The following is a 22265-nucleotide window of genomic DNA, read 5'->3' as shown; positions in this document are numbered from 1 at the left end:
CCATTCGGGAATATAAACTAAAAAGTGTAGGGGGAAATTTTCATGAAAGTAAATAAATTAGTTAGCTCACTATTGGCTTCCGTTCTACTGGGCGGTGCACTGGCCGGCTGCTCCAGCAGCGGCAAAGAAGCAGCCAATACACCTGCGGCACCGGATAAGGGCGCTCCTGAAACCTTAACGATGCCTATCACGCAAAAACCGATCACAATCAAATGGTATCAACGAAATTACGTGGAAACTGAATTGAAAAGCATGGGAGAAATGGAAGCGTTTAAAGAGTTGGAAAAAAAGACGGGAATTCATATTGAATTTGTGCATCCACCCAATACTCCCGATGCATTGAATGTTATGCTGGCTTCAGGCGATTATCCGGATGTTGTATTCTGGGATTGGGGAACGGTTCCTAGAGGCTTAACAGGACTAATTAATGATGGTATTGCGATCAAGCTGAACGATTATATGGACAAGTATGCCGTTAACTACAAAAAAACAATCGATAAATACCCGGATTTAAAAAAGTTCGTTACTCTGGATGATGGAACGTACCCAGCTTTCTTCCAATTGGATCCCGATCCGATGAGAACAAGCTATAACGGTCTGATTACCCGCAAGGACTGGCTCGATAAGCTTGGTTTGAAACCGCCTACTACGATTGACGAATGGCACACTGTATTAAAAGCTTTTAAAGAAAAAGATCCGAATGGCAATGGTAAAGCCGATGAGATCCCTTATAGCATTGCCAAAAGTCCAAGTGGCACAGCGCTTGGGGGTGTCGGAAGCGGAATGTCCGAATTCACCGCTGCTTGGGGGATTTTGGATGGATTTTATAAAGACCCTGCAAGCGGAAAGCTGCTTTACGGGCCTATGCAGCCACAATACAAGGACTTCTTGACAACAATGGCTTCCTGGTACAAAGAAGGACTGATCGATTCCGAATTCGCTTCTACGGATGCTAAGGGTTTAACAACAAAGCTGCAGAATGAATTGGTCGGTACCACTTATGGCTCGCTTGGATCTATCATCGGCAACACGACCACAGCCGCCAGAACCAAAAATCCAAACTTTTCATTAATCGGGGTTAAGCCTCCAATCGGCCCAGGCGGCAAAGCTTATAACTATTCGGCATCCACTATTCAAAAGGTCGGCCTTTCGGCTATCATTACCAAGAGCTCCAAATACCCTAAAGAAATCGTTAGGCTCATTGACTACATGTACTCAGATGAAGGTCAGGCTCTTCTGAACTGGGGTGTGGAAGGCAAAAGCTATGTAGTTAAAGATGGCAAGAAATCCTTTTCAGAAGATATTATGAAAAGTAAAGATGGCAAATCACCTCAGCAAGCCATTTACCGCTACGCAACACCTGTATTTGGACATACAAAAGTGATGGAATACGACGCTTGGAGTCAAATATCCTTGCCGTTCCCAGAGCAGCAGGACTCTATTAAAACCTTCGCAAGCGCGGATACTTCCTTGAATACGACAACATCGCTTAGCTTAACGACCGATGAGAGCTCCAAGCTGGGCTCGATTATGAGCGACATCAATACGTATAAGCAAGAAACCGTTCTTAGAATTATTATGGGCGCCGATCCGGTAAGCAAAATTGATGAATTCCAAAAAAGGCTGAAGAGTATGGGCATTGACGATGCCAACAAGATTTATCAGGCTGCCTTCGATCGCTTCAATGCAAGAAAGTAAGTTTCACAGCTAGAGCTGTAGTAAGAAAAGCTTCTATTCGAAGCCCTCTCGATGAAGAAACATTCGTGTCTAAGAGGCAGCTTTTCTTGCAATAACAGACTTGTTCCGCTCCGCTGAAAGCTTATAAAGTCTGTTATTATAAGAAAAACTTCTGATCGGAGCCCTTTCAAGGAAGATACATTCGTGTATTTATTGTAGCTTTTCTTGCAATATCAGACTTCTTTAGCTCCGCTGAAAACTTATAAAGTCTGTTATTATAAGAAAACCGCCTTGCGGCGTCCTTGCTGTACCCTTTACGTTTGTGCGTGGGGTGGAATGATGTGGTATTCTGGCCGCTGTTGAAGCTCGTGTTCCCTCGAATTATAGGCTTGCAGCGGTGGAAACACGAGCTTCAAAGGTAACCCCTCAAACTTATACTTTCTCGTCTCTTAAAGAAAACCGTCAGGGAAACTTGTTTCCTGGCGGTTTTCTTGTGTGCATGTGCAACCCTCTAGCTCATAATTTCCTCTTACGGAACGTCATTCCTCTATTTGTCTTACATTCCTTCGAATTCATCATTCCACGGAACTACGATCCGTTATTTCGTCTAAAAGCTGCCGAATTGCCCTTATTTCAAGCAAATAAGTGATCGTACTTCCGTTTCACTTGAATGTTTACGTGTGCATATCCAAATAGCGCATCCCTGTTCCTCCCGCCCGACGTCTTGTTGAGACTACGTGATGCTTCTCGAGTTCTTACCAAAATCATTCCAGCTAACCCTTATTTCTTAAGAAAAACGCCAAGCCTCATGATCAGAGGTTTGGCGTTTTTTTTGACTAAGCTCCAACTAGTTTAAAGCTTATAAAACCTGCTTGCGTTGCCACCATAAATGGCCTCATCCTCTTCCGCCGAAAGCTCCCTCGGCAGTGCCTTCTGTAAAGCCTCATACACCTCACCGTAGCTGCAGGTGGTCAAGCATACCGGCCAATCGCTTCCAAACATGATGCGTTGTGTACCGAACACTTGAACCATATGCTCCACATAGGGAGCCAGATCCTCATGCTTCCACCCCGCTTGATCCGCTTCGGTAACCAGACCGGATAGCTTGCACATTACATTCGGGTAAGCAGCCAGCTCTGTCATGTGGGATTTCCAAGGCTCCAGAATACCTTCTGCTATAAATGGCTTAGCCGCATGATCCACTACCGCTGTCAAAGTAGGGTAAGCTCGGAGAGCTTCCAGCATATAGGGAAGATGACGTGGTCTTAGCTGCAAATCAATAGGAAACTCATCTTTCACAACAAGCTTCAGATTATCCATAACCGTCTTTCTTAAAATCCACGGATCAGGCAGGTCCTGAATCATCGGCCGAAAGCCGACAAAACCTTTATGCTGGCGGAACCTTGTATAATGATTCGCAAAATCGGGCGAATCCAGATCAAGCCATCCGACAACTCCAGCTATGCTGTCATACTTCTCATATAAGGAAAGCATGAACTCCGTCTCTTCCATCGTCGGCGCCGCCTGCACAACAATCGTGCGCTCAAATCCATAACGCTGCAGCTGCTCATCCAACTGCTCAGGCAAATAATCAGCAAACAAAATGCCTTTATCCGGCGTTAACCACCCATAATCTCCGCGCTCTGTTATCCAATAGTGCTGATGGGAATCAATACGCATCGGGTACTCCACCTCCTTAAGGGGTAATTACGATACTGCTCAAGCCGTTAACCCAGCTGAAATGTCTCGGACTGTGCGGCACCGATTCCGCAATGCCGAAGCTGTAATCCAGCTTCTCTCCTACGCGGACCAGCTTCGAAACAATCCGGTTTCTTCCTTGGCGCAAACGAACCGCAATATCATGATTATACGGCATCCAGAAGCAAGCTTCACTGCTTTGTGCAGCAAGCTCATCATTAACCCATAATTTAAACCCGTTATTATTCCCTATCATGATTCTGACATCCAGTTCTTCCAATGAATCGATATCTTGAATCAGATAAAAGCAAGCTGGCCCCTCCATACCGAACCAATCCTCAAGGTTGATTTTGTGCTCCGGGGAATTAAAATGAGCTCCTCCGGCCGGCAATTGTTCAAAAGAAGCTTCATTTATATAAGCCTTCTCCAGGTTTACATAATTGTTAAAGCTCGCCGGACCTCTCGGACGCGACTTTCTGTTGTGGACAGGATCGTAGAACGGACAGCTATCATGCTCCTTCGTATCGTACAAATCCCAGAAAGGCCCCATCACATAATACGATTGCGAGCCTGCCAGACCGAATTGAGCTCTCCCAGCCTCCCTTCCACCGGATTCATAAACGGCGCTAACCGTAATTCCAGCGGGAATGACTTTCTCCGTTTCCGTAACATGGATGTACACCGCCTGAACGAAGCTATCTCCTGCACCAATAGTAAGCTGAACCTCCTGCGGGCTAATCTCAAATCCCTCGGGAACAGACAACAGCAATTTCCCGCGCGTAGTCCCATCTGTATTATTAGTAACAGTCAAGGCTACTTGCTTGGTTTCCCCGAAGCCAACGGCAGGCACTCCTAAATAATCAACATCGATAGCGATTTCTTTGTGCTTTCTTGCAACAGGTATTCGTTCAACTCCAAGATCGGCAGGGACATCCTGTATGGACACTACGGAATTTAAGGACCGCGTCAAGGCAACGCCAACCCGGCATGTATCTGTCGCCAAATCAGAAATAAGCGATGAAGGCCTTACGACATCAATGCCTACGGTAAACGTGTCTTTCGCTTGGTTTTTCCACAGCTCAGGCAGCTGCGACGCCCCGTGCATAATACCGAAAATGGCCCCTGCCGTCGCGCAGGTGCAATCCGTATCATAGCCGCAGTTGAGACTGATCATCTGCGTTTGGGCAAAGTCACCCTCGCCGTACAAGAGAGCAAGAACGGTAATCCCTATATTTTGCACCGCTTTGGAAGCGTCCGGATGTCCGAACTGCTCGAGCATCCGCTGCCTTGCTGTTGTCCATTCCACTTGCTCATTGTGCAGCTGTTGAATGTATCTGATGCATCGGTAAAGCCCGCTGTCAGAAGGAATATGCGTAAGCCCCGCTTCAATGAGACGGTCCATATTATCCTCGAAGAAAGCTTCCGCTTCCATAGCCGCCAGCATCTGCTCGCCCCAGACGGATTCCTTCTCATGATCCAGCGTCGCATCCTCGTAAGCATAAGCTTTAGCCAGCTCCGCATTGCCTACCGAGATCATTCCCCATATTTCCGAGCGGATGGGCGAGCCCATCGACTCTGCGAAATAATGGTTATTAAACGAGCCGGAAACCGGAGGATGAATATACCTTTGATAGTTATGCAAAAAATAGCCGTACTCGTTGAACGGATACCAGCAATATTGAAGCCATGCCTCTGCTAAGTCCTTTCCGGTTAGGTGCACCCCAGTATGCTCTAATACTTGCAGCCACAGCAGCTGGAGGTCCAAATCGTCGTTAGGAGGTATTTCCTCCGGAAACACCTCCTCCTCCTGCAAATCCATCAAATGTTTGTTATTTTCCACGCAGGCGCCAATATTTCCCCCGATACATTTGCCAATCCAACCCCCATATACTTTGTCATAGTAGGTATCATAGCTAATCGTTCTCATGTAATGTTATCCCCGCTTTCTGATTTAAAAATAGCTTTTCTTATTTAATAGAACCTGTAGTCATCCCGTCCTCGAAATATTTCTGCAAGCTCAAATAAAGGACAACAACCGGGATACTGATCAATACGAGTGCAGCAAAAATTTTGCCTGTATCCGACGAGTAGGTGTCCGTGAAAAATTGTGGTGCCTGTGTTATGGTCTGCATCGATTCTTTTCTCATAAAAACAAGCGCCAGAAAGTATTCATTCCACGAATTGAGAAATCCCCAAATGATAACAACCACGGACATCGGTTTGCATAAAGGCACAATGATAAACAACAACGCTTTAAAAGATCCGCAGCCGTCGATCCGCGCGGCATCCAGCAGCTGGTTCGGCAAATCATCCATGAAATTTTTGGAGAGCAGTAGCGTAAACGGCAGCGTAAATGCACAGATAGGACCAATCAACGAGAAATAATTGTTAAACAGACCTAAGTTTTTTACAATGAGGAACAAGGGCACAATCAAGGCAACCGAAGGGATCATCAAACCCATCAGGATGAGATTGAACAGCGCTCCTTTGGCCGGAAGCTCCAGCTTGGAGAAAGCATAAGCAGCAAGCAATGTGATGCAAAAAACAAGAACGATCGTGCATACGGAAACAATCAAGCTGTTCAGAAAAAAGCGCGGTATCGCGGGATGCGTCAATACAGCTATGTAATTGCCAATCCCCTCGCCTTGAAAAGAAACCATGAGCATGATGATCAACGGGATAGCGAATACAACAGCAAGGACAGTCAGGATCAGCTGTGAGATAATCGTTGTTTTTTTACTGGAATCCGTTAACATATGATCCTCCTAATAATTTCACTTTAGTGAAAGCAACATGAAAGTAAGTAAACGGTACTAACGATTGCGGTAAGCACGTAATTGGATGACGGTTATGAGTAAGGCAAGCACTAATAAAATAACAGCCATCGCTGACGAATAGCCCGCATTATACTCCAATATGGCCTTTTTATATATGTACGTGGACAGCAATTCCGTTGACCTGCCCGGACCGCCGCCTGTTGTCAGAAATACGTAATCAAATTGCTTTAAAGAGCCTATAACGCCAAGAATGATCAACGAAAAATGCGTCGACCGCAGCAGCGGAAACGTGATGCTGACTATAGTACGGAACGGGCTTGCCCCATCGATTTTGGCTGCTTCATACAGCTCCTTGTCGATTAAAGTCAATGCGGCGTAATACATGACAAAGCTGAATCCCGTCCAAGCCCATATATTAATGACGATGATCGAATAAAGCGCGATATCGGGATCAGCCAGCCAAGACAACGCAAAAGCGTCAAAACCTATCGCCTCCAATGCACGGTTAAGACTCCCGTCATTTGCATCGTATATATGCCTGAACACATAAGATACAACCGAATGGGATAAAACTACGGGCAGGAAAAAAACAATTTTATATAAAGCTTTCAGCTTTACATTCGTTTTCAACAGCAGCGCGATAAAAAGTCCAAGAAGCATTTGGACTACAATGGTTAGAACCATATATACAAACGTATTGCGGATAGCCTGATAAAAAATCGGATCTGTGAATAACTGTACGTAATTGTCTAATCCGATAAATGTCTTGTCTTTGCTGATTCCGTTCCATTTGTACAAGCTTGTGAGAAAGGTATCGAATAAAGAATAGTAAATAAACACGCCCAGAAACAAAAAAATCGGCAGTATATACAAAACATTTATCCTTCGGTGCAGCTTTAGATTCATCTTGTCAAATCCCCCTACAACATACTGTTTCTCACAAAAATCCGCCCTAAAGCGGATTTTTGCGAGAGTAAACCGGTTAACGGCTTGTTTTCTCCGAGGCTGCCTGTACGTATTTCATTCCATCTTCAGGCGAAGTTTTGCCGGTAGCGATCATCTGCAGAGCATCTCCAAGCGCTGATTTCACTTCCGGATAAATCAGCTCTCTCCTGCCCAAGCTGTTTTCCAAATCCTTCATTTGCTGTTTCATGTTATCCTTCTGTCTTTGTGTAAGGACATCGCTGTCATCAACGTCTATCCCTTTAATCGCCGGCATCATCAAATATTTAGCATTAATTTTCTGTCCATCTTCAGACTCCAGCCATTTCATAAATTTCCACGCAGCATCCTTCTTTTTGCTGTTTTTATTTATCGCCAAGGCAACGTCCGGACCTCCGAAGAGCTTGCCGGGTTTTCCGTCTCCGTTCATATCAGGAAAAGGAGCAGGTATAAATTCATAATCAACCGTTACACCGTATTTCTGCCGATGCGTTTGCAGAATAGTTTTGGTCATCCGGTTGTCATTCCAGGTTCCAAGCAGCGTCATAGCCGCCTCACCTTTGTTGAATTTATCATACGAATCCGGGTAGAAGCCGCTGCCTAGAGCGCCTTTCTGCATAATTCCGTTCTCGAACATTTCCTTCCACACCGATGCGGCTTTGACAAGACCCGGCTCCGTCCATTTCGCTTTGCCTTCTTCGGCTGCGTAGATTTTACCAGGATCGAATTCGTTGGATAGAGCAATGAACATATCGAGATTTTGCCAAGCATCCTTGCCGCCCTGAATATAAGGCGTAATTCCTTTTGCCTGCAGCTTTTTGCTTACATCAATCCATTCCGCATAGGTTTTGGGAGGCTGAAGCCCTTCCTTTTCCATAATCGTGTTGTTGTAAAACAGATAGCCTGCAGCAGAAACAAACCAAGGAAGCGCAGGAGCCTTTTCCCCGGACATCAACTGCTTTAAGCCCAGATCATAAAATCGGCTTTGCCAATCATTCCCCCATTCTTTCTTGGCATAAGGCGCCAGATCCTCCGTAAATTCGCTATATTCCTTGATCATCGCCCCTGCCTGCAAGCCGAAAATATCTACTTCATCTACTGAAATCATGGCCAGCTTCAGCGTTTTTACGTAATCTGTAAATTCATAGCGCTTGTAATTCACCTTGATTTCGGTTTGGGAAGCATTAAATGCGTCGACATAGGTTTTCGCTTTGTTTTCATCCGGATTCCAGGACCACCAATTCAATGTGACGGGACCCGCCGTTTTAGCAGATGGATTGCTGGCGTTCGTACCGGGCGCTGCCTCGTTTCCTCCGCAAGCTGACAGCAATGCAGAGGTTATTAATGTTAATGACGTTAAAATACCGATTGATCTTTTCTTCAAAATTATCGCTCCCCTTTTCTTCGATCAACAATCCAGATATAAAACATCCGAAGCTATTAAGTGAACAAAACATCCGTATAGAAGTAAAAAGGACCCGGTGTTCTCGTATTTTTGACAGCTACGGGCAGCACGTACAGCTCCAGAGGGCCATCCCCCTTCACCGCTTCGATTTCAAGCAGATGCTCACCGGCAGGCAGCTTAATTTCCGCCAGCTTGGAGGGTAATGCACGATGAAAGGCAGGCATGCAATCCGTTTCATTATCATCGTTAATGATCAGTTTTCCATTCAAATAAGCTTTTACCGGACTTGCCGTTGCCGTGATTAATCTGATTTGCTTGCTTTCGGGATTATGCAGCGTTGTTGACGCCCGATACAAGCCAGCCTCTGATGTCTGTAACGCTTCGGCAAAGTCGATTCGGTTGCCCGGTATAATCGCCTCTTGCCATTCATCGTTGTCAGGTCCGCTTAATTTCCAATGCGTAGCGCTGACCAAATAGAACGGAACGGTTTCCGAGTTCCAGAATTGATTATCATGACAGCGCACGACTTCCAGCTGCAGCGGATAATAAGCCTTCATTTCCTCGTTCGCCGTTACTTGCAGCGTCCATGACATTTCTTGATTCGGCTTAAGATCAAGCTTCTCCTCCGTGAGCCCGCACCAGCCTTCAGGCACAGCAAGCTTTAGCCATCCCTCCCAAGCTTCCATCGAGCGGTTGATTAAAGTTACTGCGATATCCTTGCTTTGCCCCTTCCCTATGGAAGGTCCCTGATTCCCGTAATCTATGATTAGCTCAAGACCTATATTGTTTTTCGTACCTTTCGGCAATAAATACCGATTCGATTGAAAGCTATACTTCCAAAGCCAACGTGGATCATAAAATTCGAGCAGCTCAGGCTGGAGCTCCGTTGTCGATTTCTCCTGCCCGAATTCAACGGGAATATTCCATACTGCCGCCACTTCCTTACCTATATTCAAAGTTCGCGACGTGAGCTGATCCAGCGTTTCCGGAATCGGGAACCCTTTGATTGGTGCATTAACAGCTATCCGGTCGCCAACCGGCTTTAACCAGCGTTCAGGCAGCTTCTCAGGTCCAAGTATAATCCCAAGAATAGCTCCAAGTGTCGCTCCTGTACAATCGGTATCATATCCGCAATTGACCGCTTTCAAGATAGCGTCGCCAAAATCTTCCCCATACAGCCAGCCTAATAAGGTAAAAGCAATGTTTTGCGGAGCATCCGTAAAGTTGGGATGTCCATGATGCTCCAAGATCAGTTCTCTCGCTTCTGTCCACGTTCTCCCTTCTTTATGCCACTCCAGCAATGCGTTCACCGCCCTCGCCGTACGGCATTCCTCCGGAATGTAGGTTAAGCCGATTTGAATGAGCCGGTCACGGTCTGACTCGAAAAAGGCAGCGCTTTCAATGGCCGCAAAAAACATCTCTCCGTATACACCCTCACCTCCGGCATGATCGACAATCGCATCCTGATACGCATAATAAGCGGCAACGCCTGGACAACCCGGAGCAATCATCGCCCAGATCTCCGAGCGGATAGGCGAACCCATGCAATCTGCAAAAGGATTGTTAAACCAGCCTGCTACAGGAGGAATGAGTCCTCTGCGTAAATTCGCCAGGCCGTAACCATATTCATCAAACGGAAAAAATACATGCTCCATCCATTCTTGTCCAAGCTCTGCTGCGGTCAGGCGAGCACCATATTGCTCCAGAGCATGCAGCCAAACAATTTGCAGATCCAAATCATCATTAGGTAATGGCCCCTCAGACAATTCAGGATAATAAGTCAAATCGAGCAGCTCCATCTTTCCTTCAACGGGATAGCCCAAAGTACCGCCTATATTTTTCCCTAACCACCCTCCGTATATCTTCCGGTAATACTCTTTCTCGTTTAGCTTGCTGATTCCCATCCTTCATCCTCCATGGCATTTGATTGTTTTTGTTACCCAACAACAATTTACCAATATGAGTAAAGAAAGAACATTGACGATCTTAAGATTATAAAATCTTTTATCCTAGACTTGTCAAGGTGTTTACGAAGCCTCATGACAAAAGGAATTCATCTATGCTACTATGAAGTCACTTTTCGACAGAGGAGATCAGGGTGATAAAATGAAATATTACGCAGCTTCACGGTTGTCCGTGTTCGATGTCAAATGGGCCAAGCAATATTATGTGCACGAATCATTTTATACCTATCACTACAATCCTTACTATCAATTGATTATGGTATCGGAAGGCCCCGTCTATTTGCAGGTGGAGAACGAGAAATTCATTCTGGAAGCCGGAGAAACCTTTCTGCTGAATCCATGGGAACGCCATATGGGATGGAGAAAGCCCGAAGGGGCCTCTGCTTTTTTCTGGGTTCAGTTTTCTCCCGATCCGCCCTTTAAGGAATTAGACACCTCGACAAAACCGATAAGCGAATACGAAATTTTACATGCCGAAAAAAACGAATTAAGAACAACAACAACAAGCGATGCGGATCAATTGCTGATTCCACGCCGCTTCAAGCCCAGCCAACGATTCAAAATCCTGAATCATTTCGAAGATCTAGATAAAGAAATGAAGCACCCGGTAGGCTACTTCCGTTTCCGGCTTACCCAGCATCTTTGCAAAATACTCGAAATCATCTCGACAGACCTGCTTGAACAAAATTTCCAAACGATAACTTTGCCCGGTTCCTACCATATATACAGGCAGCTGCTAAGCTTTTTCCATGATTTTTACCAAACAGACCTGACCAAGGAAGTCATCGAGAAGAAAATGAACCGCAGCTACGAGCATGTAAGCCAGGTTTTTAAAAAGCACTCTGGAATGAACATCGTCCACTACATTCACCAACTGCGTATCCAAAGAGCCAAGCATCTGCTTGTGGAAAGCAGCCTCTCCATACAAGAAATTGCGCGTGAGATTGGGATTGAGGACCCCTTTTACTTCAGCAAAATATTTAAACAGCTCGAAGGTATGCCACCGTCCAAGTATAGGGAAAATAACTTGAGACAGCGGTAAATTTGGGACTTTTAGAAGCACATCAGACAGGTGACTCTCCAGTATTATAACGGAGGTACCTGTTTTTTTGCTGCCAAGCACAATAGTTGTTGATATCAGAAGACAAATTTTGTATAGTTGAGCTATGATGCAAATGTTTTTCATATATTTTATATCAACAAGAAAATAATTTTCATTTCTAAGAGGGGTAATATGCCAGGAATATTAACAGCAATCCGTGAACAGCTCGAAACCATGAATCGCAAGGAGAAAGAAATTGCCGCCTATATTCTGGATCAATCTCAGCAGGTCACCCAAATGGGCATTACAGAACTAGCGCAGCAATCCGGCAGCAGTACAGCTACGATTTCACGATTCTGCAAGTTATTTCACTTTTCCGGCTATACGGAGTTCAAGGTAAAGCTGGCCGCAGAGCTCGCCCAGCAGCCTATCGAGCAATCGTATCAGGATATCGTGGCAGGCAACCCGCTCACCCGAATTGTGGAAGCTATGGAAGCCAATCATGTGCGGTCCATTACGGATACAACCCGCCTTCTCGACATGAAGCAGCTTGAAAAGGCTATAGATGCTCTGAAGCAAGCGCGACAAATTGATATTTATGGAGTTGCCACCTCGGGGCTTGTAGCCCAGGATTTTTATCAGAAGCTCATTCGTATTGGCAAACGTGCCGTTACTTTTTCCGATCCGCATATGGCCGTTACTTCAGCTTCAAATTTAACTCCGGATGACCTGGCTATCGGCATTTCATATTCCGGTGAAACCTCCGAAACCATCGCAGCATTCAAATGTGCATCCGAGAATGGCGCAACTACAATATCGCTCACTAAATTCGGCAGCAACAAGCTGGCCTCGCTTGCGGATATTTCTTTATTCACCTCCACCTTGGAGGAAGGGATGCGCCGCGGAGACATGGCTTCACGGATCGCACAGCTGCATATCATTGATATTTTATTCGTCGGTTTAATTAGCGAGCAATTTCACGACTTGGTTCCACGGCTGGAAAACTCATTCCAAATGGTCAAAAAATACCGATAAGCCGTACTTTGACGCCAGTTGATCTGGCAAAAAACAATAAGGAGCACAACCATGAATCTTTTAACTTTTGACACACACGCCAAGCTTCATGAATCAGGAGCAGGCATCATCACAGGCCTGGTTCAAACAAATCCTCGCGCTGTTCTTGGTCTAGCTACCGGCGGCACACCTATAGGCATCTACGAAGAAATCGTCAAAAGCTACCAGCGCGGAGTCGTCCGCTTTCGTGACACCACCACCTTCAATCTGGACGAATATGTCGGCCTGCCTGAAGAACATGCGGAGAGCTATCGCAATTACATGAACCTACATTTATTCAATCATGTTGATCTCCCACGCGCCCAGGCACACATTCCAGATGGAAATGCGGCCGATGCACAAGCGGAATGCGCTCACTATGATAAGCTGCTGGAGCAAGCCGGCCAAATCGATCTGCAGCTGCTTGGCCTAGGTCACAATGGGCATATTGGTTTCAACGAGCCTGATCATGCATTAATTAGCGGAACCCATATTGTTGAGCTGCGTGAGGAAACGCGTAAGGCGAATGCACGCTTTTTTGATTCAATGGAGCAGGTGCCGAGCCACGCTTTGACCATGGGGGTAGGCACCATTTTGAAGGCCAAGATGATCCTACTCGTAGTTAAAGGAGAAGACAAGGCGGAGATCGTCCATCGGGCGCTTACGGGTCCGATTACAACAGATTGCCCTGCCTCTCTGCTGCAAACGCATCCTCATCTCGTCGTACTTATGGATTCTGAAGCCGGGAGGTTATTTCAATGAGCGGGAAACAGGCAGCCTATATTTATAATGTAAACGTAGTTACTCCAGATGGTGTGATCGAACATGGATGGGTTCACCTTGTTGATGGGCTTATTGAAGAAATTGGAAGCCTTAGCGACAATAGCAATAACGTTCCGCCTGTTACACTTTATGAACATGCCGAAGTAATTGATGGACGTAATGGCTGGCTGCTGCCCGGCTTTATTGATGTGCATGTGCACGGCGGTTATGGACATGATTTCATGGATGCCGATAGTGCAGGCCTTGATGCCATTACTCAGTTTCATGCTCAGCATGGAACTTCTGTTATGCTGGCGACCACCGTTACAGCACCGAAATCGGATATTGATAAGGTGTTAAGCAGAGTCAGCCACTACCGCGAATCTGCGATGCCTTATGCCCAGCTTCTAGGCGTTCATCTCGAAGGCCCTTTTATTAGCGCTAAGTGGCCTGGGGCACAAAACCCCGAGCACATTACAGCACCACAGCTTGCTTGGCTGGAGGATTGGACGCAGCGTTTTCCCGAACTAATTCGTATGCAAACGCTGGCCCCGGAAAACGAAGGGGCTCTCCCCTACATCGAAGCGCTGGCAAGTAAAGGCATTATCGCCGCACTTGGCCATACGAATGCCTCTTACGAGCAGGTCCAGCTCGCGGTGGAGCATGGATTAAGCCATGCGGTGCATTCCTTCAACGCGATGCGCGCGCTGCACCATCGTGAGCCCGGCACCGTCGGCGCCGTGATGAGCAACCCCGCCATCATGGCAGAGGTTATCGCCGATGGCCATCACGTGCATCCGGCTGTCATAGGTCTGCTCGCGAAGCTGAAGGGACCTGACAACCTCCTGCTCATCACCGACGCTATTTCAGCCGCCGGTCTCGGCAACGGCGACTACCAGCTCGGCGGCCTCGACGTTGTCGTCTTGGATGGCGTTGCCCGGCTCAAAGAAGGCGACAGCCTGGCAGGCAGCACGCTGACCATGATCGATGCGTTCCGCTATGCCGTGCAGAACGCCGGCATCAGCGTGGAGCATGCAAGCCGCATGGCGAGCGCCAACCCTGCGCGCCGTCTTGGCATCGATCAGGTCACTGGCGCGCTGCAGCCAGGCAAACAAGCCGATGTGCTGCTGCTCGATGAGCAGCTGGAGCTTGGACGCGTCTGGATCCAGGGACGCGTCATTCGTTAGTCAAGAGGGCAGTCCCAAAAAGTCACTTTGGGACTGCCCCCTTCGCTGGTTGCAAACGAACCCTCAATTCCACTTTGAAGTTGGAGTGCACCCCGTAGAATAGACATTGGAATAACCCTTGGTTAAACCGATGAAATTCTAGGGGGTGCATTTTTTATGGGAGGGTTCTTTTGCACATTTTATGGGATTCACTCACTAGGGTTCACTAACTAGGGTTCACCCTTTTGAGACAGCAGTTTCTTGGGTGAGTAAGTGACCTCATCTCTGCATTCTGCTGAGAATACAACGTGTGTTAATCTTCGGTTTGGGGTTTGGGGTTTGGGGTTTGGGGTTTGGGGTTTGGGGTTTGGGGTTTGGGGTTTGGGGTTTGGGGTTTGGGGTTTGGGCGACTTTGCATGGCAGCTTGGCAAACTCCACACATTTATCAGGAAAATGTCATGTTAATTATTCCGAAAAATAGCATTCCCCTCCCTATAACTGGAATTTCTCATGCTAATTCCAAGGATTCGGGCTTAAGTCATCCATATCAGCTATATTAGCAGTACTTTTTCCAGTTATATTGCTTTCAAACGATATCCAGGCTAGATTAACGGGAGGATTTCCATCTATTTCCTTCCCTTCAGCAGCCGCTCGAAAATCCAAGTAACCTCTGGAATAAAAGCAGCCTTGAACATCTGCTCTCACGCCTTCACTTAAAACAACATCCAAAAGGAATACAGGAAATAAACCCGGTATCCCTTTTGGATGTTGTTTTGTACTACAGTTTATTCAGTTACATAAGCCACTTGCTTATTAAGTAGATGTAAAACACTAAGTCAGGCTTTCCTTCTCTAGCCACTCTATTGCATCACCAAAGTGATCCTTGCTCTGCTGCAAAGCTTCCAACGCTTTCCCTTTTCCGATGCCAAATCGAATCATCAGAATCGCTAACCGCGCATCACCATCGGCTTGCTCCACATGTGCCGCAGCTGCTACCTGATCGGCTCCGGTAGCATCCTGCACAATGCGCACGACACGGTCGCGCAGCTTCAAATTCGTAGCCTGTACGTTCACCATCAGGTTTCCGTACACTTTACCGAGCTTGATCATCACCGTTGTCGTGATCATGTTCAACACCATCTTCGTTGCCGTGCCGGCCTTCAACCGGGTCGAACCGGTTACGACCTCTGGCCCTACGGGCACCTCAATGGCATACTGCGCCGCCTCGCTCAGTCTCGCTCCTCCATTGCAGGACACGCTCGCTGTCAACGCGCCGAGCTCCCGCGCCCGGTTAATCGCGCCGATCACATACGGCGTATTGCCGCTCGCGGCTATGCCAACTACCACATCGGCGGCTGTAATGACCGCCTCGATGTCTCTTGCTCCGGCGTCTGCATCATCTTCGGCATTTTCAATCGCCGTCATAATCGCCGCTTCGCCGCCTGCTATGATACCGGTCACCAGCTCCCGGTTTACGCCAAAGGTCGGGGGACACTCTGATGCATCGAGTATCCCCAATCTGCCGCTTGTTCCCGCGCCAATATAGAAGAGCCTTCCGCCTCGCTTCATCCTCTCAACGATGCCGCTAACCGCCGCGCTAATATCCGGCAGCGCCTGCTGCACTGAAAACGCCACTGACTGATCTTCCGCATTCATAATTCCAATAATTTCTGAGACGCTAAGCTTATCCAAATTTGTCGTTTGCTCATTACTTTGCTCTGTAATGGGTTGACTTGTGATGTGTTTCACTTAAGCTTCCCTCCTTGTCTCCCATGCCCCAATCCGCTGTTTCACTGATTCTGTAATCTCAATTTCAGCCTGCTTAAGCGCAAGCACGTAACAACCTGCCACTGGCGGAAGACCCAATCGACATATTACTAACCCGCTTTTTTGAATTTCCTCATGCTGTTGGAGCAAAGACATAAACCAATCATCCGAGAACAACCCTCCGCTCAAAACAAGCGGGAGTCCAGTTAGTGCAAAATGAGGCTGAAGCTCAGACAATCGTAATTTTGCGGTGACAGCCAACTCCCCCAATTGCTCAACCGCCTCAACGATAATGCCGCAAGCTACTTCGTCACCTGCTTTTGCTGCTGCAACAGCCAGCCTCGAAATAGCGGCGACCTCTGTGCGTACATTCGATTGGCTGTAAACATGAGTAATGATCCGGTTAGGGTCCGGTAAGGACCACTCCTTTAAAACAAGCTCCGTTAATGCTGTAAATCTGCCACGTCCGTCATGCTGTTTCATTACGGCCATCAACGCTTTTTGTCCGATAGCAAAGCCGCTTCCTTCATCACCGAGCAAATAACCCCAACCGCCTACACGTACACAAGTATTCATTTCAGGTAAGTAACCATATCCGATAGAGCCCGTACCAGATATCAATACAATGCCAGCCTCACCCCATGTTCCCGCAGCTAAGGCAGTTATAGCATCATTTTGAACGGTAACAGGGACTATCGACTTGAATTCACCTTTGAAAAAATCAATAAACTGCTGCTTATCCTCCGGCCTATCTGCCCCTGCTAAACCGAGGTAGACGTGAACCAGTTGGGATTCATCACTATTGGACAATTCAAGAGCGCTCTCCACGAGCGTCCACAGCATTTGTTTCACTTCATCCCAAGGTCTTGATTTAATATTGCTAGAATCCCCGCTGCATACCGCCAAAACATTCCCGCAACCGTCACCGATGATGCAAACCGTCTTTGTCCCGCCACCATCCACACCGATAAACCTTTGCCGCTTTAAAACTTCACGTTCGCACTCCTGCTTTCGCCCTCGCTCCTGCCCTTGCTCCCGCCTTCGCTCTTGCCCTTGCTCTCGCTCCTGCCCTCGCTCCTGACCTTGCTCTCGCCCTTGCTCCTGCTCTTGCTCTCGCCCTTGCTCCTGCTCTTGCCCTCGCCCTTGCTCCTGCTCTTGCCCTTGCTCCTGCTCTTGCCCTTGCCCTTGCCCTTGCCCTTGCCCTTGCTCTCGCCCTTGCTCTTGCTCTCGCCCTCGCTCCTGCTCTTGCTCCTGCTCTTGCTCCAACTCAATCCTATTTAACGGCACCGGCGGTCATCCCTTCCATAAACTGTTTGGAAGCCACCGCGAACAAAATAATCATCGGAAGCGAAGACAGCGTCAAACCCGCGAACAGCACGCTCCAATCCGTCGAATACTCGCTGAATAAAGTGAGCATCCCTACTGGAATTGTCTTCTTGGCCTCATCCTGAATAAAAATCAAGGGAAAGAAAAAATCATTCCAAACCGTAATAAAATTCATAATCATTACCGTGCCAAGCGCCGGACGCATCAAAGGAGTAATAATACTAAGCAGCACCCTCAGATCCGAGCAGCCGTCAATTTTGGCAGCCTCTTCTAATTCCTTAGGCAAGGTACGGAAAAATCCGGTCAAAATCAACACCGACAGCGGAATCCCGATCGCCACATACACCATAATCAAAGATAGACTTGAATTTAAAACACCGAAGGTTTTCATTAGCATGAACAACGGAACAATCCCCAGCTTAATAGGAATCATCATCCCAAGAAGGAAAAAAAAGAATAATGCGGAATTCCATTTAAAGTTATACCTTGCGATATAAAACGATGCCAACGAGCCAAAAACAAGGATAAGTGCCACCGAAACTACGCTTACCATGACACTGTTCCCAAAATAATCAAAATAGGGCAGCTGGTCCAAAAGCTTACGGTACGCGGCGAGACTCCATATTTTTGGAAGAGCCATCGGGTTTTTAAATATCTCAATATTCGTTTTCAATGACGACAGCAGCATTAGAAAAATCGGGTAGAGGCTGATGACAGCGAACAAATACGCGATAACATATTGTCCCATGCGCAATCCCTTATGTTCTCTCACAAGCAATCCTCTCCCTTCTAATACTCCATATCCCGTTTTTTCACAAATGCCATAAACATCGCGGACAATGCTGCAATAATGAAGAACAATGTAACAGCCAACGCAGAGCCTAAGCCAATAGCCACGCCATCTCCACTTGATCCTCCGAACGCAGTCCGGTAGAAAAATACGGCCAATGTGTCCGTTGCATGATACGGCTCACCTTGCGAGCCTTGCATAGCATAAATCAATTCAAAAGCTTCAAAGGCATGAACAAACGTAAACACAGTAATAATAATCAGCGATTGCACCATCATTGGCATAATAATCGAACGGATCATACGAAGGCCCTTCACACCGTCCATCCTTGCCGCTTCAATTACTTCCTGGGATATCGATTGCAAACCCGCAAGAAAGATCAACACAGAGAACCCTATCCCGAACCAGCAGTTCGCTAAAATAATTGCCGTCAGAGCCGTAGCCGGTTCCCCTAACCATGGACGAGCCCAATCACCAAGCCCGACTTGCTTCAGGATCACATTTACCGCACCGAAGTTAGGATTAAGCATCAGCTTCCATAAAAATCCTACAACGATAACAGACAGGAGCCGCGGCAAAAAGTAGGCCATTTTAAACAATTCTGCACCCTTCACCTTGGAAAATATGACATATGCCAAAATAAAGGCTATTCCATTTTGCACAATCATCTCTAATATGAAGTAGTACCAATTATGCCAGAAGGCATTCCAAAACAGCCCATTAAACGGCTCTGTCGTAAACAGCTTTACAAAGTTGCCGATACCGATAAAGGCACCCTTCTGCAATCCCTTCCAATCAAACAAGCTGTAACTGAATGCCGCAAGGATAGGATATACGATAAATAGCGTATAAACGGCGAGGGCAGGAAGCGGGAACAGATGAATAAACCCTTTTCTCCAGTTGAATTTATTCTGCTTGTGATTGGATGCATGGATCTGTACATTAACCTCACTCATTACGCCTCGCCGCCTTTTTTCTAAGCTAATTCCACTTTATTTGGCCACCGGTTTAAACCATGTATCCGCGCTCTTCTGAACTTCCTCAGCTACCTGCTCAGGTGTCTGCTTGCCTAAGTACATTCCTTGCATGGCTGTTTCCAATGTAACTTTAGTGGTCGGGTTGCCTGCACTGAAATGCACTACGAACATATAAGGAGTAGAAATGCTGTTTGCTAGTTTTGCAATTTTCGTTACCATCGCATCATTCGACTCAATGCCAGGGATGGTGCTAGGCTTTTTCAGTTCATTGGCAACCAGTGTGCCAAACTCCTTCGTCGTCATATATTCAACGAATTTCAAAGCTTCCTTCTTGTTAGCTGACTTGGAATTAACCGAGAAAGAACCATCCACCCATGTCGTTACAGAAGCCTTATCTGCCGCAGCCCCAGGAATCGGGAACAAATCCATATCCAAATCGGGATTCATCTTTTTCATTACAGCTATTTCCCAGTCACCCATCACCATCATTCCAGCCTGCTCCGTTACAAATAGGTTACGCATATCATCCATAGAAAGACCAACGTAGTTATCCGGAAAATATTTCGCAAGCCCCTGCATCACTTTCAGAGATTCTACGAACTCTTTGCTTTTAAAATTAGTCTGACCTGCGGTTATCTTTTTCACGAAGTCACTGCCTCCGTAACTTGCAGGTCCGAGCGCCCCGTGTGTCAGGGAAATAATCCAGCCTTCCTTGGAGCCAAAAGCAAAAGGAGCAATTTTATTTTGCTTCAGCGTATCTGCCGCTTTTGTCAGCTCATCCCAAGTTTTGGGCTCTTGGATGTTAAACTTTTTGAACAGCTTTTTATTGTAAAAAATTTGCGTTGAGCTGAATACCGTTGGCACACCGTAGACTTTACCATCTTTGCCGGTTGCTGCAGACAATGTTTCCTTGGACAATACCTCCAAGCCCTTTATTGAATCCAACGGCTCAAGGTAGCCGGCATCCGCCAAAGCAATACCCGCAGCGTATGGACGAAGATGAATAATATCGGGACCGCCTCCGGTTTGCAGAGCCGTATTTAATACCGTATTGTACTCGGTGTTTTTAGTTGGTTTGAATTCGATTTCCACGTTAGGGTTTTTCTTCTGGTACTCTTTAATAATTTTCTCGTAAGCTTCCTTATCCTCGGTCCTCCAGCTGCCCATTGTCAGCTTCACCTTTTGCTGCGGCTGCTCTACTGCTTTGGTATCTTTAGGCGCTGCTGGTGCCGGTGCTGTCCCTTGTGGACTTGGTTGGTCGGTTTTACTGCATCCTACTACCATACTCATTGCTACTACCGATACCAGAGAAAGTTGAACCAAACGTTTCATACTCGTTGACCCTCCTTAGAGTTTTGCTAGCATAATCAAACCTGTAAGCGCTTGCTTTTTTACTATATTTAGACCTCATCAATGAGGAATAAATAGCTTGATTTTCTAAGAGTCCGACATTTTTACTACAGCCTTAGGAGTCGGCGGGCACTTGTATGTCCTGTACCCCAATCAATTAAGAGGCTTAGCTATTTCGTTTGGAGCCCTTTACTGCATTTCGGGTTTTATCTAAAGCCATGATACTTTCTTCATAAGTGCGGCTCGCGATTCCCACGTACAAAATATCAATAACATTCAACTGCGCTATCCGCGACGCCATCGCACCACTTCTAATGCTTTGCTCCAAAGAGCTTGTGAATAATCGAATGTCAGCAGCTTCCTCAACGGGATTGCTCCCAAATTTCGTTAATGAAATGATGGTTGCTCCGCTTTCTTTGGCTATTTTGAGCGTTTGAATAATATTCTCCGTTTGTCCTGAATAAGAGATGCCAAAAGCTACATCCTCATCCGTCATGTTCGCAGCGAGTGTTGCTTGAGAGTCAAAATCAGGCGCCGCTTCGCACCATCTGTTAATGCGGGATAGCTTTTGCTTGAAATCCTGCGCAATAACTGAGGAAGCGCCAACGCCGAACACATACACCCTTCTAGCTTTGCTTAGGCAATCAATTGCTTTTTCAACATCTTGCTCCGAAAGCACCGACATGGTATCTTGGATCGATAAAACATTGTTGTGTGAAACCGATTGAATTAAAGCGGGGATCGAGCCGTCAATTTGAATTTCCTGATATGATTTCGTTATGTTGTGAGAAGATTTAGCCAGGTCTCCTGCGATACGCAGCTTAAGCTCTTGAAATCCCTTCAGATGAAGAGAACGTGCTAACCGTACAATTGTCGCTTCGCTAACCCCGGCAAGTTCTGAAAGCTTCTGTACCGACGCATTCATTACCTTCTCCGGATGCTCCAGTATGTACTGGGCAACCTTGCGTTCTGTCGGCTTTAAGCTATGGAGTGCCTCCTGGATGCTGACGAGCCCACCATTAATCATACAACACCCACTTTCTCTCTCTTCTTGAAATAATTTACTCCGACTTCTTAATCTTATTATAAAATAATATTTCATTTTGTAAATACATTTGTGAAACAATATTTCCATTCAATGTCCATATCGAAGTAAATTTAATTAAATGCAAAAAGCAGTCGATCTGTATAAGATCGACTGCTTCTTTAATTTGCTTGGCAACGTCCTACTCTCCCAAGACCCTGCGGTCTAAGTACCATTGGCGCTGGAGGGCTTAACGGTCGTGTTCGAGATGGGAACGCGTGGTTCCCCTCCGCCATCATCACCAAACGATGGTGTTTTGCTTGCGCAAAACTAATTTGTTGAATGCTTCTGCCAAGAAGCATCATTGACTTCCATTCAAGGCGGCTTGCACCCTGAAAACTAGATCCGAAACAAGCAGCGTCGAGCAACGCTTTGTTCTAACGATGTTACACATCGCAGATATTTATGGATAAGCCCTCGACCGATTAGTATTCGTCAGCTCCATACCTTGCGGCACTTCCACCCCGAACCTATCAACCTCGTCG

General features: G+C 46.6%; 17 protein-coding genes and 1 rRNA gene. 5 read left to right on the top strand and 13 right to left on the bottom strand.

Going from position 1 to position 22265, the window contains the following annotated elements; all coding sequences use genetic code 11:
* Positions 1 to 42 precede the first annotated feature (42 nt).
* On the top strand, positions 43 to 1698 hold the full coding sequence (locus ACFQ0C_RS11485; protein ID WP_379366842.1) for an extracellular solute-binding protein: 1656 nt from the start codon (positions 43 to 45) through the stop codon (positions 1696 to 1698).
* An 831-nt stretch (positions 1699 to 2529) separates the two neighbouring features.
* Here ACFQ0C_RS11485 and ACFQ0C_RS11480 read toward each other — a convergent pair.
* From ACFQ0C_RS11480 to ACFQ0C_RS11455, 6 genes are all read right to left on the bottom strand, one after another.
* Positions 2530 to 3357, bottom strand: coding sequence for an amidohydrolase family protein (locus tag ACFQ0C_RS11480; protein WP_379366840.1), 828 nt, complete (start codon positions 3355 to 3357; stop codon positions 2530 to 2532).
* A 16-nt stretch (positions 3358 to 3373) separates the two neighbouring features.
* Positions 3374 to 5302: an ADP-ribosylglycohydrolase family protein gene (locus ACFQ0C_RS11475; protein ID WP_379366838.1), complete on the bottom strand. Its 1929-nt coding sequence runs from the start codon at positions 5300 to 5302 to the stop codon at positions 3374 to 3376.
* A 40-nt stretch (positions 5303 to 5342) separates the two neighbouring features.
* A complete protein-coding gene (locus ACFQ0C_RS11470) occupies positions 5343 to 6131 on the bottom strand; it encodes a carbohydrate ABC transporter permease (RefSeq protein ID WP_379366836.1) in 789 nt (262 codons plus the stop codon).
* Positions 6132 to 6188: 57 nt separating this feature from the next.
* Entirely contained in the window at positions 6189 to 7058 is an 870-nt protein-coding gene (locus ACFQ0C_RS11465; RefSeq protein WP_379366834.1) for a carbohydrate ABC transporter permease, read from the bottom strand.
* 76 nt (positions 7059 to 7134) lie between these two features.
* Positions 7135 to 8478 (bottom strand): ABC transporter substrate-binding protein, encoded by a 1344-nt coding sequence (locus ACFQ0C_RS11460; protein ID WP_379366832.1) that lies wholly within the window; start codon positions 8476 to 8478, stop codon positions 7135 to 7137.
* A gap of 56 nt (positions 8479 to 8534) precedes the next feature.
* Positions 8535 to 10403: an ADP-ribosylglycohydrolase family protein gene (locus ACFQ0C_RS11455; protein WP_379366830.1), complete on the bottom strand. Its 1869-nt coding sequence runs from the start codon at positions 10401 to 10403 to the stop codon at positions 8535 to 8537.
* A gap of 202 nt (positions 10404 to 10605) precedes the next feature.
* On the opposite strand from ACFQ0C_RS11455, the gene ACFQ0C_RS11450 reads away from it, so the two are divergent.
* The 4 genes from ACFQ0C_RS11450 to nagA all read left to right on the top strand — a co-directional run bounded on the left by ACFQ0C_RS11450 (position 10606) and on the right by nagA (position 14507).
* The gene (locus tag ACFQ0C_RS11450; RefSeq protein WP_379366828.1) at positions 10606 to 11505 is read left to right on the top strand and encodes an AraC family transcriptional regulator; all 900 of its coding nucleotides are present in this window, start codon (positions 10606 to 10608) and stop codon (positions 11503 to 11505) included.
* A 192-nt stretch (positions 11506 to 11697) separates the two neighbouring features.
* Positions 11698 to 12540, top strand: coding sequence for a MurR/RpiR family transcriptional regulator (locus tag ACFQ0C_RS11445; RefSeq protein ID WP_379366826.1), 843 nt, complete (start codon positions 11698 to 11700; stop codon positions 12538 to 12540).
* A gap of 51 nt (positions 12541 to 12591) precedes the next feature.
* Positions 12592 to 13320, top strand: a complete 729-nt coding sequence (nagB, locus tag ACFQ0C_RS11440) for a glucosamine-6-phosphate deaminase (protein WP_379366824.1) — start codon at positions 12592 to 12594, stop codon at positions 13318 to 13320.
* Positions 13317 to 14507 (top strand): N-acetylglucosamine-6-phosphate deacetylase, encoded by a 1191-nt coding sequence (gene nagA, locus ACFQ0C_RS11435; RefSeq protein ID WP_379366822.1) that lies wholly within the window; start codon positions 13317 to 13319, stop codon positions 14505 to 14507. Before nagB ends, nagA begins: the two co-directional genes overlap by 4 nt.
* Before the next feature lie 810 nt (positions 14508 to 15317).
* Here nagA and murQ read toward each other — a convergent pair.
* The 7 genes from murQ to rrf form a co-directional block, all read right to left on the bottom strand.
* On the bottom strand, positions 15318 to 16235 hold the full coding sequence (gene murQ / locus ACFQ0C_RS11430) for an N-acetylmuramic acid 6-phosphate etherase (protein ID WP_379366820.1): 918 nt from the start codon (positions 16233 to 16235) through the stop codon (positions 15318 to 15320).
* Positions 16236 to 17540, bottom strand: a complete 1305-nt coding sequence (locus ACFQ0C_RS11425) for an N-acetylglucosamine kinase (protein ID WP_379366818.1) — start codon at positions 17538 to 17540, stop codon at positions 16236 to 16238.
* On the bottom strand, positions 17527 to 18327 hold the full coding sequence (locus ACFQ0C_RS11420) for a carbohydrate ABC transporter permease (protein ID WP_379366889.1): 801 nt from the start codon (positions 18325 to 18327) through the stop codon (positions 17527 to 17529). The genes ACFQ0C_RS11425 and ACFQ0C_RS11420 overlap by 14 nt, the downstream gene beginning before the upstream one ends.
* Positions 18328 to 18368: 41 nt before the next feature.
* Positions 18369 to 19325, bottom strand: coding sequence for a carbohydrate ABC transporter permease (locus ACFQ0C_RS11415; RefSeq protein WP_379366816.1), 957 nt, complete (start codon positions 19323 to 19325; stop codon positions 18369 to 18371).
* Positions 19326 to 19361: 36 nt separating this feature from the next.
* Positions 19362 to 20678, bottom strand: coding sequence for an ABC transporter substrate-binding protein (locus ACFQ0C_RS11410; RefSeq protein ID WP_379366813.1), 1317 nt, complete (start codon positions 20676 to 20678; stop codon positions 19362 to 19364).
* A gap of 184 nt (positions 20679 to 20862) precedes the next feature.
* Positions 20863 to 21723 carry a MurR/RpiR family transcriptional regulator gene (locus ACFQ0C_RS11405; RefSeq protein WP_258218324.1) on the bottom strand — a complete coding sequence of 287 codons (861 nt, stop codon included), beginning with the start codon at positions 21721 to 21723 and terminating at the stop codon, positions 20863 to 20865.
* Between the two features lie 186 nt (positions 21724 to 21909).
* Positions 21910 to 22026: ribosomal RNA gene (gene rrf / locus ACFQ0C_RS11400) — 5S ribosomal RNA — on the bottom strand.
* Positions 22027 to 22265: the final 239 nt, after the last annotated feature.

Source organism: Paenibacillus sp. GCM10027630, from assembly GCF_042676305.1.
Classification (GTDB): domain Bacteria; phylum Bacillota; class Bacilli; order Paenibacillales; family NBRC-103111; genus Paenibacillus_S.
Note: the sequence above shows the minus strand (reverse complement) of the source record. Positions and strands in the feature narration are given on the sequence as shown.